Origin of the sequence: Mycobacterium sp. IS-1264, from assembly GCF_001954195.1 — a bacterium.
In the GTDB taxonomy this organism is placed as follows: Bacteria; Actinomycetota; Actinomycetes; order Mycobacteriales; family Mycobacteriaceae; genus Mycobacterium.
This window is the reverse complement of record NZ_MBES01000012.1, coordinates 118,014-133,274: the sequence shown is the minus strand read 5'-3', so window position 1 is coordinate 133,274 and position 15,261 is coordinate 118,014. Positions and strand designations below refer to the sequence as shown.

Sequence of the window (15,261 nt, the reverse complement as noted above, 5' to 3'; positions counted from 1 at the left end):
ACTGGGGCCGTTCCTGGGACATCGCGCTCTCTTTCTATCTAGTTGCTGCTATGAGTACTGGGCGGAAAAGTCTCGGGACAGCCGCTGGCCGGGGAACCATTGGCCGTCCGGCAGCTGGGCGGTCAGCTGTTCGACCGCGCAGGCGATGGCAAAGGGCGTTCCCGGGCTGAAGGTCGAAACCCACTCGCCGTCGAACGCGCGCGACGGGCTGACCAGAACCCGGCCCTCGGCGGTGTCGACGATGCTCATTCCGACGTCGGTGGTGGCGTGCTGCCCGTCGCGGCGGCAGCCGGCGACGATCTCGACATAGCTGCGTGGACCCGCGAACACCGACTCCACCATGCGTCGTGCCGAGCGCGGGATGCCAAGGTAGTCAAGGACTTCGGCCAGCGGCGCGCCGGACCGCAGCCGCTCGTCGGCCCGGGCTCCCACGCGCGCCGGCATGCTGAACTCCTCGAAGCGGGCCGGCGGCCGCCCCGCCAGCCCGACGCCGAGGACCGGGACCAGCGCCCGGGGATCGTCGATATCCATTGCGGTAAACGTGATCAACTGCGCGGTGCGCAACGCGACGATGGTTTTCGAGCCTGCGCCGGCGCGCTGCGCCACGACGCCGCGCAGCAGCTCGCCGGTGCCGGTGGCCGCACCGGGGCCGATATAGCGCAGGTCCAGCCACCGGTCCGGGAAGCACACCGCCCTGATCCAGTCCGCCACCGCCGGGTTGACGATGCCGGTCTTGGAGCCGTCATCGGTCACCAGACCCATGCGGGTCAGGTCGGCCCTTTGACGTTCGAGGAACGCGTCGCGTTGCGCGGCATCACGATACGGCGTGGTGATCGCCAGCACCCACGGGAAGCTCCCCGCCCCAATGCTTTCGGCGATGAACCACGCGTGATCGACCGTCAACTCGACGGCGTTGGGTTCGACGCTCATCTAGTCGGAACTAACCGCCCCATTTGGCGGCTTCGGCGGTGTCGCGAGCCAGCATGGCCATGGTGTTGGATTCGTGCGTGGTGGACATCGCCCGGTAGGCGCGCACGAGGTCTTCCATGGCCTGGTTCCACTGTGCCTGCCAAGCCTGGTAGGTCAGCCCGGTGTCGCCCTGCCACGCGTTCTGCAGCGCGGCCTGTTCGGTGGCGATATCGGCGCCCAGCCCCTGTAACGTGCCGGCGTAGCCCGACATGTCGCCGGCGTGGGCCAGCATCGCCGGGTAGTTGTACATAATCTGCGACATCACAAGTCCTTTCGTGTTGGTCGGTGGGATCAGAACCCGGTGTAGCTGGAGGCCGCCGCGGCGTCGGTGGCCACGTAGGTGCCCGCGGCGTCGCCGAGGTTAGCCTGGGCGATGTCGAGCAAGGTGTTGACGCGGGCCGCGACTTCCACGAAGCGGGCGTGGGCGGCCTGGAACGCGGCGGAGGCCTCGCCTTGGTGGAACGCCTGCGCCGACAGCGCCTCCTGCTCGGCCTGGCCGATTGTGCTGCGCATCAACGCCGTCTTGGCGCCGAACGCCGATTGCGCGGCCACCAACTGAGGAATATGAGCATCCAGAAGACTCATAGTGATATCTCTCCCTTCGGATTTCGGTTACTGACTCCTGCTAGCCGTCTCGTGAACTATGTCGGCCCCCTTCCCCGTCGGGTTCGCTCGGGGCGTCGTGTTCCCAAGTTCCCGGCACCATCGGCATCCGAGGGCCGCCGCCGAACTCGTCGCCGGCCAGCTTGGCCAGCCCCGCCGCCTGCAGCGCCTCGTCCTTGCGCGCGGTCCCGGCAAACCCCATCCGTCCGGCGCCGTTCCCGGAGGCGATTGCGGCGGCGAGCCGCTCGTCGTCTCCGTAATCGGGAGGGACGCCGATGTCTGAATCCATGTCCGCGTATTCGTCGCCGTACTCGCGCATGGCCGCCCGCCGGCGCCCCCCCGCCCGTGCCTCGGCGCGGCTGGGCACCGCGGCGGCCGCCGCCGGGACGGTCGCCGCCGGCGCCTTGACGCCACCACGGCCACCCAGCGTTGGTCCGAGCCCGGTTTCGGGATCACCGCCGCCACCGACGATGTAGGCGAAGCTTCCGGTCGCCGCTACCGGCGCCGGCGCGCCCGCTGCAGCGGAACTCGCGGCGGCCGTGGATGCCGGTGCCCCAGCGGGACTCGCTATCGGCGATGCCATAGCCGCCGCCGGCAACACCGAGGAACCCTTGGGCGCCACGACTGCCGGCGCACCACTGACGCCCGCGGCGACCGGCGCGAGCTCGGGACCCATCAACAGGAAATAGCCGATGCCGATCGCCAGCGGCAGCACGAACGGGGCGCTCAGGATCATGGCCCACGTCGGCCAGCCAAGCAGGTTGGTGATCACCTCGTAGGCGACGAAGAAGAGGAATGGGAAGCCCCCCAGGGCCCCCGCCGGATTCGTCAGGAAGTTCTGCAGCAGGTTGATGAAATCTTGAACGACATCTTGGAGGAATTTGAACAGCTGCCGCAGCAGGTTGGTCAGCCAGGAAAAGGGGCCGTCTTGCGTGGCGGTGACCGCGGCGTCGTTGGTTTCACCGGCACCGGGATTCACCACGTTCGGCGCCGGTGCGGTTCGCGGCGCTGATGCCATCGCCAGTCCCGAGGCGGCCTGATACGTGCTCATCACGGTCGCGGCCTGACCCCACATCCGCACGTAGTCCGCCTCGTTGAGGGCGATCGGAATCGTGTTGATCCCAAAGAAATTCGTCGCCACCAAAACGCCGTGAATCATGTGGTTGGCGGCCAGCTCCGCCAGTGTCGGCATGGCCGCCAGAGCGGCGACGTAAGAGGCCGCCGCGACCTCGTGCTGCGCGGCCACACCCGCGCTGTCGACGCTGGCCTGCTCCAGCCACGCCAGATACGGCACGTGCGCGGACACATACCGCTCCGCGCTCGGGCCCTGCCATGCGGCGGCCTGCACCGCTCCCACCAGCCCACTGAGTTCGGCTGCCGCCGAAGAGTATTCGGCGCTGAGCGCGGTCCACGCGCCGGCGGCCGCAAGCAGCGGCCCCGGTCCAGGACCGGCGCTCAGCAACGCCGAATGCACTTCCGGCGGCGAAGCCATCCAGATGGGCGAGGTCATTGTCAGCCGCCCGTAACCCCGTACGTAGCGGCCGCCGCGGCGTCACCCGCGAGATAACTCGCCCCGGCTTGGCCGACGCCGACACCGGCACGGCCCAGTTCCTCGACACCCTGGGCGGCGACGGCCTCGTGCTCCTGGCCCTGGGCGCTGAACCCGGCGGCCGTCTGCAGGGACACCGGATCCGCCGCCGGCGGTACCACCGCGGTGATCGCCGGTGCGGCGGCGGCGTGGGCGGCCGCCAGCCGCGCGGTCAGCGCCTCCACCGCCGCGCTCGCCGCCGCCAGCCCCTCAGGAACCACTTGCAACGTCATGGCTACTCCTGTCCTCTCGTTTCACTAACCATCAGTGGGCGAAGCCGTCGCTGCCGCCCTCGATCACGGACTCGGCGACCAGCGGGTTGACCAGCTGCACATAGGCCGGAGTGTCGCTGTCGCCCAACAGGATTGCCCGCCCGGCGGGCAACCGGGCAAACCGCTGACCCCGGATCTTGCCGCTGTCCTGCGGGTTACCCGCGAGCATCAGCGTGGTCGCCTGCAAGTCGTTGAAACGGCGCAGCAACGGGTTGGTCATGAGCCCGTGCCCCGACCCGGTGGCACGTGCCGTGACGATCACCCGCAGCCCCAGATCCGCGGCCTGCGCGAGCTGCCCGATCAGCGGAGTCCACGGCCGCTGCCCGAGGTAGGGACCGCTCATCGCGGGGGCATCCGGCACCTGGTCGACGTCGTCGATGATCAGGTAGTGGGTGTGGCCTTCGAAGCGCCAGCGCGCCAGCTCGGCCGGCGACAGTCCCGCGGGCGGGCGGCGCGAATCGATGAGCTGGGACAGGCCCAGCATCGCGGGGATGATCCGGTCGATGTTGGCGGTGTATTCGTTGTCCGGGAACAGCGGTTCGTCGACCAGGTGCAGCCGCCGGTCCAGCACGGTGAATGCGACCTGGTCCGGTGTGGAGTTCTCGCGGATGGTGCGGATGATGTGCCGCAGCAGCGTCGTCTTCCCAGACTTGCTGTCGCCGAACACCATGAGCAACGGGTTGTCGGCGAAGTCGAGGACGACCGGTGCCAGGTCCTCCTCGCGCTGGCCGATAACCACCCGCTCCGGGCCTCGGTAGAGCGCCCCGACCGCCTCGGGAGTCAGGTTGGTGGGCAGCAACCGCACCGGCGGCGCGGCCATGTCGGGGTAGCGGGCGTTGATCGCGGCGACCTGGTCCAGCTCGGGAGCCGCGAACAGGAAATGTTCCGCGGCCATCGTCAGCCCGCGGCCCGGCTGGTCGTGCGGCACCGCATCGGCCGGGCGGCGCAGCGCGCCAACCACCCGCACGTTGCTGTCCCGCGCGTCGTGCAGCCTGAGCTCCAGGCGCAGACCCAGGCCGTCCCGCATCGCCAGCGGCACCTCCAGCCAGCTCGGCGTGGTGATGATCACGTGGATCCCGTACGCCAGCCCGACGTTGACCAACTCGGTTACCTTGGCCAGCAACGGATTCCGGGTGTTGAACTGGTCGGTGTTGTCACGGCCGAACGCGTAGAGGTTGTCGATGACCAGGAACACCTCGCCGAACCCGTCGTCGGGCGCCGAGCCGTACCTGTCCCGAAACACCTCCCGCCGCTGCCGAGACAGCAGCAGCTGCTCGAGTTCGCCGAAGGTGCGGCGGATGCGCTCGGGTTCCAGCGCCGACGCGACGCTGCCGACATGCGCCAGGTCCTCCAGCGCCCGCAGCTGTCCGCCGCCGTAGTCGAGGCAATAGAACGTGACGTCGCGCGGCGAGTGCAGGCTGGCGGCCGACATGATGAACGTTTGCAGCGCGGTCGATTTGCCGGACTTGGCTCCGCCGTGGATCACCATGTTTCCGGCCGACGACGTCGCGTCGAACACCAATGGGTCGCGGCGCATCTCGAACGGTTTGTCGATCTCGCCGAGCGGCCAGCGCCACTCCCGCTGCGGTATCCCGGCCCGGGCCAGCGCCGCGGTGAGCGGGATGGGTTCGTCGAGCGGCGGCAGCCAAAGCTGCGGCGCCCGCGGCCCGTAGCGTGCCAGCTGTTCGCCGATCGTCGCGATCAGCTTGCGTGGCGGCCCGGTCGTCTCCTCGTCCGCGGCCTCGGAGGTCACCGTTGTCTGATCCGGCTCCACCCGCGCCGCGGTGAACAGCTTAGGTTCGGGAACGGAGTGCACCACAAGCGCTTTGGCCGTTTGTGGCGGATCGTAGATTCCGTCGACGTAGGTGCTGCGGAATTTGATCGGGGCCGCTCCGGGGGCGGGCACCAGGAAGCCCACGCCCTTGTGCTCCTTGCCCGACTCGATGTGGTAGGCGTCCTCCACGCCGATGATCTGGCGAGAAACGCTGGGACTGGCCACCTTCAACCCGATTCGGTACGAGGTGTTCTTGTCGATGTCCTTGATCTTGCCCACGTCCAGCGTCTGGGACGCGAACAGGATGTGGATGCGGAACGAGCGGCCCTTGCGCGCCACGTAGTCGAACAGCTCCGCGTATTCCGGATGATCGGCGAGCATCAGGGTGAACTCGTCGGCGACCACGAACAGCGTTGGGATCGGCGGCAAGTCATGACCGGCGGCGATGGCGTTCTCGTACTCGACCACGGAGTTGAATGCGCTGCCCTGAACCTGGCGGCCGGCCTCGCGCAGCAGTGACTCGCGGCGGGCGACCTCGCCCCGCAGCGTGTCGGCGAAGCGGTCGGCCAGCGACTTCTTCTCGGCCATGTTCGAGATCACCGCGACGACCTGCGGGAAGTTGCGGAAACTGTCCGCGCCGGCCTCACCCTTGAAGTCGGCGTAGATGACGATCAGCCGGTCGGCCGAGTGAGTTGTCAACAGCGACAACAGAATCGACATCAGCGTCTGCGACTTCCCGGAGCCGGTCATACCGATCATCAGGCCGTGCGGGCCCATGCCGCCCTCGGCCTCGTCCTTGAGGTCGAAGAACAGCGGCTCACCCGTCGCGGTGACACCGATCGGCACGCGCAACTCGTCGTCGCGGCGGCGCGGCGCCCACAGCGTCGGCACGTCCAGCTGCGACGCGTCCGGGATGCCGAGCAGCGTGCTGAAGGTGGCGCCGCGGGTCGCCGCCGAGCGCAACCCGGTGTGGGTTGGGTTGGAATCCCACCGCGACAACTGACGGGCCAAGTGGGCGGCCTCGTCCGTGCTGAGTTGATCGGCGGCGTCGATATAGCGCTGCCAGCCGCCGGTCTGCCAGCGGTCGATGGCTCCGCCCGCCACGCGCAGGATCGGCTTTTCGGGATCCGAATACTGTTCGCGATGTGGCGGGGTGTCCGAGCAGTGCACGACGGTGACCCCCGCCCGGCCCAGGGCCAGCGTGGAGGCGTTCACGTCGAAGTCGGGATCGTCGACGACAATCAGCAGATGGCGCAACGCATCTGCGGGCCCACCGGTGAAGGCGGGGCGATCGACAAGGGCCGGCCCCAGCAGCGAAATCAGCTCGTCGGGTTTGCTCGACAGGTAGCGCGCGGGGCCGACGCCGTCGAGCTCACCGGGAATGTCGACGTGCGGCAACCACTTCAGCCAGGACCAGTCGCGGCCCTCCGGGTCGCGGGTCGCCAGCGCCACCCCGAGCACGGTCGGGTCGTGCCACGTCACGGCCTGAGCGATCCACGCGCGCAACGCCGCCCGCACCTCGTCGGCCTCACCCAGCACGGTGATCCGCGAGACCTTCGTCAGATCGATTCCGGTCGGCACGTCGCGGACGGTGCGCTGGGTGTCGAGCAGGCTGCGTAAAGCGCTGTGCGACACCGGTTCCAGATCGATCTCGTCGGCGGTGTCCTTGACTCGCAGCGCGGTCGCGAGCGGCGCCTCGTGCCGGCCCGCCCGCACCACCAGGAAGTCGGCGTCGTGCGGGTCCCGCTCCCACTGACGACGCGATCCGGGCACCGTCGCCAGGGCGGTGGGGTCCGGATGCGACCACTGGGCGGCCGCGCGCTGTTCGGCGGCCTGGGTGCGGATGTTGTCCCGCACCACCGACAGGTAGCGCAGGTAGTCGGCCCGCTCGGCGTCGACCTCTTCGGTGCGGTTCTTGTTGCCGGTGCCGCGATACATCGCGGTGGCCGCCAGCAGCAACACGAACGGGAAGAACAGGGTCTGCGGGGAGATCACCCGCATCCCGGTGGCGAACAACGCGACGACCATGCCGACGATCAGCATCACGATCACGACCGGCATCGCACGCCGCAGCAGCGACGGCGGGATCACCCTGGGCAGCTCCGGCGGCGGCTCGATGCTGATGCTGCCCTTGCGGGTGCTCGGCGGCGCCAGCCTGCGCCGGGCTTCGAAGATCAGTCGGCTCATCGGGGTTCTCCTTCGGCTCCCCGCTCAGCAGCAGCCGGCCGGCCGGGCCTGCTGTCGGGTGGCAAGCCGTCGTGGGCGAGCAGCGCGTCGGCGCGCGATAGCGTGGGGCCGTTCGCGAACAGCGACAGCATCGACCAGGGGATCGGAACGGCGGGCGCGTTGAGGCCAAGGGCTTCAACGGTTTTGCCGTGTCCGGCGGCTCCGGTCGCGGCGTCGGCCTCGTTGTCGATGCCGTAGCGCACCCCGGTGTCGGAGACCCAGAACAACGCACCGGTGCCCGGCGACGTCGGGCCGCCGCCCACGGTCTGCGTGAAGTAGCCGGTCCCGGGCGCCAGCGCGACCCGGGTGGCTGTCGCCGGCGAACCGCCGCCGATCAGGTCGAGGGTGCGCACCGCGTCGGGCACCGGCAGCGCCGAGCCGGACAGCAGGCTCAGCGAACTGGTGGCGGCGCCGGCCGGTTTGCTCCAGTACGCACACGTGACCGGGTTTTTGGAGGCGTCGACGAGGGCGATCTGGCGGTCGGGATAGCGCGTGGTGTCCAGCATCCGCGACACCGGGAGCTTGGCCACCTCGTCGGCCCCGAGCCGCGGCGGTTGGTCCAGGCCATAGGAATTGGTGTTGCGCAGGATCGCGGCGAGCACCGGCGAGATCGGCTGCAGGCCGTCGGGCAATACCGCGTAGTACCGCGCCGCGCCCGATGGGCTCTGCTCCAGGGCGTACGACACCACCACGGCACCGATCGGGGCGGGCACGCCGAAGTTCGCGGGCGCACCGGCATTGGGGATGCCCGGCGCCGTCAGGGACGGAGCCTCGGGGATCGCATTGAACAACCCCGCGGCGATGGGCCGCGGCGCGGGGAGGTCGGCGGCTCCCAGGCCCAGGGCGTTGGTGACCGCGTGGTTGGCCAGGTCGATCTGGCTGCGCCGGCCGCCCCACAGCAGCCAGGTGCTGCTGCCCTTATCGTTGGCGAAGTCGACGAGGACCGCCTGCCCGGATTCGAGCGTCGCCGCCCGAGCGCCCCGGCTGTCAGGGGGGCCGGCCATCACGGTGACGCCGGTGCTGTGGGCGGCGTGTCCGCCTTGGGCGGGCTCGCTGACCGCGTCGCACACGGTCCAGTTCGCGTCGTGCGAAGCGTTCTGCACCATGCGTTCCGGGGCGCCGGGAATGCCGATCAGGTTGCCCCGCGGAAACCGGTCCAGCTCAGTGCTTTTCACGGTGGTCGGGTTCACCGGATGGCCGACGATCAGCCGGGCCGACGTCAGGTTGAGCACCGGGTGCAGGTCGTCACCGACTCGCACATAGAGCGCTGCGGTGGAGCGATCCGCAAGGACCGCGTTATTGCCCACCTGCCCGTTGGGCCGGATCAACGAGAACACGAAACAGCCCGCCAGGCCGGTGGCCAGAATCAGGACGCCCATCAGCACCGCGCGCGACTGGGTGCGCAGCGGGTCGACGAGCATCCTGGTGTCGTGCAAGGCAATACCGGAGGCGATGCGGCGCATCACGAAACGCCAGCCGGTCACCTGATGACGGGTGACGAAACCGCGGCGATAAACCACTTGATCGGGGTTGTCGTTGACCGGGGTTCGCGAGGAGAACGACCGCCGCTCCTCTGGTTGCTCCGGATTGGTCATGCCGGCTCCTGCAGACCGAGCCCCTGCAGCAGCGGCTCAACCGAATTGCGCACGTCCTCGGCGGTGATCGTTATCAGCTCCTCATCGGTGAACTCGCCGGTTTCGGCGTGCTGGGAGTGGTCCAGCCGGAATTCGCGTTCCTCTTCGGACTTTTCGACCACGTTGCGCACGAAGCGGCCGTTGCCCGCGATGTCCAGGCCGCGCCGTTCGACGCCGGCCGCGTCGGGTTTCGACGACTCGGCCAGATGCGCGAACAATGCCTCGAGATCCTGCAGCGCGGCCTGGTCGAACGCGCTGTCGCGCTTGGCGGCCATGAAGTTGGCGATCTCTATCAGCTCCGCCGGCTTGTATGACGGGAAGTCGATGCTGCGGGTGAAGCGCGACCGCAGACCCTGGTTGGTGTCAAGGAACCGATCCAGGTCGGCGCGATAGCCGGCGACGATGACGACCAGACGGTCTCGGTCGTTCTCCATCCGCGCCAGCAGGGTATCGATGGCCACCAGGCCGAAGTCGTTCTTGGCACCGGTGGCCACCAGCGCGTAAGCCTCGTCGAGGAACAGCACTCCGTCCAGGGCGCTGTCGATGATCGCGTTGGTCTTGGCCTCGGTCTCCCCGATGTGCTGGCCGATGAGGTCGGCGCGGTGCACTTCCTTGATGTTTTCCCGCTTCAAAAGGCCTAGGCCGCAATAGATTTTGGCGACCACCCGGGCGATGGTGGTCTTACCGGTTCCCGGCGGCCCGGTGAAAACCAGATGGTGGGTGCGCTGTGCGACCTCGAGCCCGCGCTGCTTGCGCACCAGCTCCATGGCCACCGCGCTCTTCAACCGGGCCACCTGGTCCTTGACCTTGTCCAAGCCGATGAATTCGTCGAGCTCGCGTTCGGCCTCGTGCAGCAGGACGCGCTTGCGCTCCTGGGCCCCGGGGTCGACGAAATCGCCGGGACTGGGCTCAGTGTCCGGGTCCCATGGGTCGGTACGGGCTTCGATCCGGGCCGCGGTGGTAGTGACGATCCCAAAACTGGTGTCGGACAAGGCTTGTTCGACTTGCTCGTTCTCGGGGTGCGCCGCGTACAGATCCTGCAGCACTTCGGCCGCGGACTCCTCGTCGACGTGGGCCCGGAGCACCAGCGCTTTGGCCAGTGCGCCGTCGAGCGCCGCCACCGCGACGGGCCCCTCGGGCTCCTCGAGATACGACAGGGCCGGCGCGAACATGCCCAGCCGGGCCAGCGCGGTGCCCAGGGTGATCTTCGCCGCGTGGGAGAAGGCGTCGTCGAGGTCGGCGTCGTTGACGATCGGCGTCAAGAGCTTGACGACGTCCGACCATCGTTCGGCGCGGTAGTTGACCACCACCGAGACCCAGCGGGCCTCACGCCAGCTCGGGCGGCGCTCGGTGACGGCTGAAACCAGCTTGTCGGCGTCGGCGAATTTCCCGGCGTCGGCCAGGGCCGCCGCGTAGGCGAGGGCGAAATCGTCCGGCTCCGTCGCGCGGAACTGCAAATACAGGCCGGTGTCGTAGCGGAAGCCCAATGCCCCGGGCGCCAGTTCCACTTCGCGCTGCAATACCCCGGCGGTGCTCGCGGTGCGCCATACGGCGTCGAGTACGCGGAGGGACAGGTCGCCGGCGGCGGCCAGCCCCGTCCACGCGTCGCACTGCTCGTGAGCGATCCGGGTCAGCGCGGTGAAGCCCGAACGCGCGGCCACCAGGTCGGCGGGACGCTGCCGTTCATAGATAGAGATGCCGAGCGCCCGGCAGCACGTGGCGAACCGGCTGACGATATCGCCGTCCACCCTCCCGTCGGGCCGGGAGTTGGCGGGCCGAGCCGTCAGCATTCCCGTGTCACCGCGTTCCACGGCAGCTTCCTCGCATTTATGTAGCCTCCCCTAACCTGACCGCCTGAAGTTAGCATTGCATAAGCTAACTGTCGAGGCTTCCGGGCTCCCTTGATTCGCCGCAGAACTGGTGGTCCGGGGGCCATTGATCAGGGCATTCGGCACGATCATCGACCCCCTTTCCGGTTGCGCCCTACTAAGCAGGGCAGCTTACTGAAAATGATTTTCATTAGCAAAATATTCAGGCTGGATCTTTCGGTTCGTCCGATTGCCAGGTACTGGGCACCATCGGCAGCGCCGGCCCATCGCCGAATTCGTCACCCGCGAGCGTGGCCAACCCGGTGGCCGCGCCCATCTCCTTGTGCGCCGTTCCGGCAAAACCCCGTGGCCCCGCACCACGCTCGGACGCCACCGCCGAGCTCAGCCGGCTCGCGTCGGGACCCGCACCCCGTTCGGAGTCCAGATCCATGAATTCGTAGCCGCGGTAATGGTCGTCCATCGTTGCGCGTCGCCGCCGGCGCGCCCTTCGCTCCCCGCGCGCTGACGCTGCGGCCGCCGCGGCGGCCGAGGCGGTATCGGGCTCCGGCGCCTTCCGCCGCGCACTGGTGCTCAGGCCGGTGTCCGTCCCGATCGTGGGTCCGCCAACCAGGTAGGGATAGGCGACGGCCTCGACACCGGTGACCGGCGGCGGCGGTGGGGGTGCGGGTACAGCTGTCGGGGCCGTCGCGGGCGCGGGCGCCGGCGTCGGGGTGGAGGACGGCGCCGGGGCCGCGGCCGCGGGAGCGCTCACGACCGGGGTGGCGGTGACGACGGTCGCGCCGGGCGCTTGGGGCAGCGGTGCGGGCACCGCGGCGGCGGGTGCGGGGGCCACGTCGGGCTGGATCCCGGCCAGCAGGCCGAAGCTTGCGATGCCTGCCCCAAATGCCGCCGGTACCAAGAAGGGAATCGTCGCAAGCTGGGGGAAGGTCTGCAGGGCCTCGCCGAGGTGCTCGAATTCGTCGGCGATGAGCAACGGAATGTCGCGGAACAAATCCTCCAGCGCATCGAGCGGGTCCGTCTGAAATTCCTCCAAATCCCTTCCGATGGTTTGGAATATCTCGAGGATGCGGTTGACCCACCAGCTCAGCTGGGTCGGGTCGCCGCCGTCGTTGTCGACGATTCCGCCGTCATCGTCGCTGTCATCGCCGCTGCCGTCGTCGGCGTGCATGATGACCGGCGCCGGATCGGTTTGCGGTGCAGACGCCACCGCCGCGGTGGACACCGCTTGATAGGTGGTCATCGTGGTGGCCGCCTGGACCCACATGCGCGCGTAGTCGGCCTCATTAACGGCGATCGGGATGGTGTTGATCCCGAAGAAGTTGGTGGCCACCAACACCGCATGGACGGCGTGGTTGGCGGCGAGCTCGGGCAGGGTCGGCATCGCGGCCAACGCCGCGGTGTAGGCGGCCGCCGCGACGTCGTGCTGGGCGGCCGCGGCCGCGCTATCGGCGCTGGCCCGCGTCAGCCACGCCAGGTAGGGCGCGTGCGCGCTGACATACTGCTCGGCGCTTGGGCCTTCCCACGCGCCGGACTGGACGGCCGCCAAGACCCCGGTCAGTTGGTCCGCCGTCTCGGCATAAGCGTCGCTCAGCGAACTCCACGCGCCACTGGCCGCCAGCAGCGCTCCGGGCCCCGGCCCGCTGCTCAGCAACGTGGAATGCACCTCCGGCGGCAGTGCCATCCAAACCGGCGCGGTCATTCGCGGCCTCCCGGGACCCTGGGGGTGAGATCAACGGCCGCCTGGGCTGTGAGGCGGCGCAAGCATCACGCCGCTAGTAGTCGGCGGGCGGCCGGGAAAAGTTCCCGGGCGCGGCCGATTCATCGGAGATTCTTCGCGCGGCCTCAGGCCTTGACGGCACTCACCAGGGTGTTACGGGCGATCATCGGGCCGGATTCGGTGTCCGGTTCGGGCACCGGCCTGCCGACTTCGCGCAGATAGTCGGCCAGCGGCGTGCCGACCGCGGTCCAGCCCCGCCCGCCGAACCATTCGTCGGCCGGCGCGCACCGCTCGTTGTAGACCAACCGGAAAAACAGGCGCTGGTCGCCCTCGGCGGCGGCGGCGCGTTCCTCCTCGACCGCGGCCTCGAACTCGTCGGGCGGCAGCGGCGCCCCGTCCTCGACCGCGACGTGGCTGCCCTGGCCTGCCAGGCCGTCGACGCCGGCGAACAGCTGCTCCTGTGCGTCGGCGGGGAGATAGATCAGCAGGCCCTCGGCAATCCAGGCCGACGGCTTGGCCGGATCAAAGCCGCTGGCCCGCAAAGCTTGTGACCAGTTCTCACGCAGATCGACAGCGACCTCCCGGCGCTCGGCACGCGGCTGCACACCGTGGCTGGTGAGCACCTCACGCTTGAAGTCGAGGACCTCGGGCCGGTCCAACTCGAAGATCGTGGTCCCGGCCGGCCAGTCCAGCCGGTAGGCGCGGGAGTCCAGTCCCGCGGCCAGGATGACGATCTGCCGCACGCCGGCGTCGGCGGCCCGACGGAAATATTCGTCGAAGTACCTCGTGCGAGCGCCCTGGAAGTTGACAAAATGCTGGCCAAACTCCGCGGTCTTCAGCGGGTGGTCGGGAGCCTTACCGTCGAGAACGTCGGCCGCGGGGCCGCCGACGGCGCGGCAAAACAACTCGGCATATTCATCGACCACCAGCGGCTCGGGCTTCTGCGCCTCGAGCGCCCGCGCGGTCGCCACGAACAACGCCGTCGCCCCGACACTTGTTGTGATATCCCAACTATCGCCTTCACTCCGCACCCAACCGACACTACGCGGACGGGCCGTCACGGCCCGTCTCGTCGCCGCCGTCGGAGTCCCAGGTACCCGGCACCATCGGCATCTTTGGGCCGCCATCGAATTCGTCACCGGCCAGGGTGGTCAAGCCCGCCGCCTCGGCGGCCGCTCGCTTGGGCGCGGTGCCGGCGAACCCCAGATTGCTGGCGCCCCGTTCCGACGCCGCGGTCGGCGGCGACGCATCCCAGTCCGGGTCGACGTCGATGTTCATGTCCATGAACTCGTCGCTGTGGCCGCGCTGTCGCGCGCGCTGCCGCCGCCGTGCCCGCGCCGCCTCCCGCGCTGCCGCCCCGGCCGCCGCGGCAGCGCTTTCGGGCTCGGAAGCCTTCTTCTTGGCGCTGGAGCTGGCGCTCGCGCCGATTGCCGTGCCGAGTCCGATGCGGGGAGGCCCCACGACGTACGGGGGCACGAAAGCCGTCCCAGTCGCGGCCGGCGGCGCCGTCGGTGGCGCGGCGCTGGCCACCGCGGTCGCTGTGGGAGCGGGCGCGATCGCGGCGGCCGGCGCGGCCGCCGCGGCTGGCGCGGTCACGGGGCCCGATCCCAGCACGGGCACCAAGGCGGGCGGGGGGGCGACGGGTGCCGGGGCCGGCACGACCGCGGGCGCGGGTAGTGCGGCGAGCCCGGCGAGCCCCGCGAAACCGCCGAGAGCCCCCAACGGCGCCGCCACGACGAGGGCGGGAACCACCAGCAATGCCGGCTGGCTGCCCAGGAAGCTGGCGATCTGCGCGATGTGGGTCGGCCAGTCGAACATCTCGAGGGCGACCAGGTACTGGAAGGCCAACGCCGGATTTGTCTGCAGGTAGACGAAAAACTGCTGAAAGTCCTCAAAGAGCTCGAGGGCGCGGACGACCCAGTAGATCGGTTCCCCCGGATTCGTGTATTCGTCGTAGGGAATGCCATTCACCATCGCGTGGGCGGGGTCCCAGTTGATCCCGAAGTTTTTCAGGATGTTGGCGATGAAGTCATCGATCGGGTTGTCGACGGTGGGGTCGGGGAAGGGGTTCTCCCCCGAATCCTGGCTCGAGGCATCGCTTTTCACGATTTGCGGCGCGGGCGCGGTTTGCGGCGTCGCGGCCAACGCCGCGCTGGACACTCCTTGATAGGTCGCCATCGTGGTGGCGGCCTGGACCCACATCCGCGCATAGTCGGCCTCGTTGACGGCGATGGGGATGGTGTTGATCCCGAAGAAGTTGGTGGCCACCAAGACTCCGTGGACGACGTGGTTGGCGGCGAGTTCGGCCAGTGTCGGCATGGCCGCCAGCGCGGCGGTGTAGGACGTCGCCGCCGTCTCATGCTGAGCGGCAGCCGCAGCGCTGTTCGCGCTGGCCTGGGTCAGCCACGCCAGATACGGGGCGTGGGCGGCCACGTAGGACTCGGCGCTCGGGCCCTCCCATGCGCCCGCCTGCACGCCGGCCAACAGTGTGCTGAGTTCCTGTGCCGCAGAGGCGTATTCGCCGCTCAGCGAGTCCCACGCCCCCGCGGCCGCCAGCAGCGACCCCGGGCCCGGGCCACCGCTGAGCAGGGCGGAGTGCACTTCCGGCGGTAGGGCCATCCAAATCGGAGCTGTCACGGCCACCCCTCG

General features: G+C 69.2%; 11 protein-coding genes. All 11 read right to left on the bottom strand.

The annotated features are described in order from the left end of the window. Nucleotides 1-48: 48 nt before the first annotated feature. The 11 genes from A5744_RS03350 to A5744_RS03300 all read right to left on the bottom strand — a co-directional run bounded on the left by A5744_RS03350 (nucleotide 49) and on the right by A5744_RS03300 (nucleotide 15,249). Entirely contained in the window at nucleotides 49-930 is an 882-nt protein-coding gene (locus A5744_RS03350) for an ESX secretion-associated protein EspG (protein WP_076058339.1), read from the bottom strand. Between the two features lie 10 nt (nucleotides 931-940). Continuing rightward, a complete protein-coding gene (locus A5744_RS03345) occupies nucleotides 941-1,231 on the bottom strand; it encodes a WXG100 family type VII secretion target (RefSeq protein WP_076058337.1) in 291 nt (96 codons plus the stop codon). 29 nt (nucleotides 1,232-1,260) lie between these two features. After that, nucleotides 1,261-1,554 (bottom strand): type VII secretion protein EsxS, encoded by a 294-nt coding sequence (locus A5744_RS03340; protein WP_076058335.1) that lies wholly within the window; start codon nucleotides 1,552-1,554, stop codon nucleotides 1,261-1,263. 40 nt (nucleotides 1,555-1,594) lie between these two features. After that, nucleotides 1,595-3,082 (bottom strand): PPE family protein, encoded by a 1,488-nt coding sequence (locus A5744_RS03335; RefSeq protein ID WP_076058334.1) that lies wholly within the window; start codon nucleotides 3,080-3,082, stop codon nucleotides 1,595-1,597. Nucleotides 3,083-3,084: 2 nt separating this feature from the next. Then, nucleotides 3,085-3,393, bottom strand: a complete 309-nt coding sequence (locus A5744_RS03330; RefSeq protein WP_076058332.1) for a PE family protein — start codon at nucleotides 3,391-3,393, stop codon at nucleotides 3,085-3,087. Nucleotides 3,394-3,424: 31 nt separating this feature from the next. After that, nucleotides 3,425-7,393, bottom strand: a complete 3,969-nt coding sequence (gene eccCa / locus A5744_RS03325; protein WP_076058330.1) for a type VII secretion protein EccCa — start codon at nucleotides 7,391-7,393, stop codon at nucleotides 3,425-3,427. Continuing rightward, a complete protein-coding gene (eccB, locus tag A5744_RS03320) occupies nucleotides 7,390-9,027 on the bottom strand; it encodes a type VII secretion protein EccB (protein ID WP_076058329.1) in 1,638 nt (545 codons plus the stop codon). Before eccB ends, eccCa begins: the two co-directional genes overlap by 4 nt. Further along, nucleotides 9,024-10,877 carry a type VII secretion AAA-ATPase EccA gene (gene eccA, locus A5744_RS03315; protein ID WP_076058327.1) on the bottom strand — a complete coding sequence of 618 codons (1,854 nt, stop codon included), beginning with the start codon at nucleotides 10,875-10,877 and terminating at the stop codon, nucleotides 9,024-9,026. The genes eccB and eccA overlap by 4 nt, the downstream gene beginning before the upstream one ends. A 220-nt stretch (nucleotides 10,878-11,097) precedes the next feature. Next, complete coding sequence (locus A5744_RS03310) at nucleotides 11,098-12,594, bottom strand: PPE family protein (RefSeq protein ID WP_076058325.1); 1,497 nt, start codon at nucleotides 12,592-12,594, stop codon at nucleotides 11,098-11,100. A 143-nt stretch (nucleotides 12,595-12,737) separates the two neighbouring features. Beyond that, a complete protein-coding gene (locus A5744_RS03305; protein WP_076058382.1) occupies nucleotides 12,738-13,643 on the bottom strand; it encodes a class I SAM-dependent methyltransferase in 906 nt (301 codons plus the stop codon). Between the two features lie 10 nt (nucleotides 13,644-13,653). Further along, nucleotides 13,654-15,249 carry a PPE family protein gene (locus A5744_RS03300; RefSeq protein WP_076058380.1) on the bottom strand — a complete coding sequence of 532 codons (1,596 nt, stop codon included), beginning with the start codon at nucleotides 15,247-15,249 and terminating at the stop codon, nucleotides 13,654-13,656. Nucleotides 15,250-15,261: the final 12 nt, after the last annotated feature.

Excerpts from the sequence above, each read along its gene's own strand:
- A5744_RS03350 (WP_076058339.1), bottom strand. The coding sequence starts at position 930 with ATGAGCGTCGAACCCAACGCCGTCGAGTTGACGGTCGATCACGCGTGG.
- A5744_RS03345 (WP_076058337.1), bottom strand. The coding sequence starts at position 1,231 with ATGTCGCAGATTATGTACAACTACCCGGCGATGCTGGCCCACGCCGGC.
- A5744_RS03340 (WP_076058335.1), bottom strand. The coding sequence starts at position 1,554 with ATGAGTCTTCTGGATGCTCATATTCCTCAGTTGGTGGCCGCGCAATCG.
- A5744_RS03335 (WP_076058334.1), bottom strand. The coding sequence starts at position 3,082 with ATGACCTCGCCCATCTGGATGGCTTCGCCGCCGGAAGTGCATTCGGCG.
- A5744_RS03330 (WP_076058332.1), bottom strand. The coding sequence starts at position 3,393 with ATGACGTTGCAAGTGGTTCCTGAGGGGCTGGCGGCGGCGAGCGCGGCG.
- eccCa (WP_076058330.1), bottom strand. The coding sequence starts at position 7,393 with ATGAGCCGACTGATCTTCGAAGCCCGGCGCAGGCTGGCGCCGCCGAGC.
- eccB (WP_076058329.1), bottom strand. The coding sequence starts at position 9,027 with ATGACCAATCCGGAGCAACCAGAGGAGCGGCGGTCGTTCTCCTCGCGA.
- A5744_RS03310 (WP_076058325.1), bottom strand. The coding sequence starts at position 12,594 with ATGACCGCGCCGGTTTGGATGGCACTGCCGCCGGAGGTGCATTCCACG.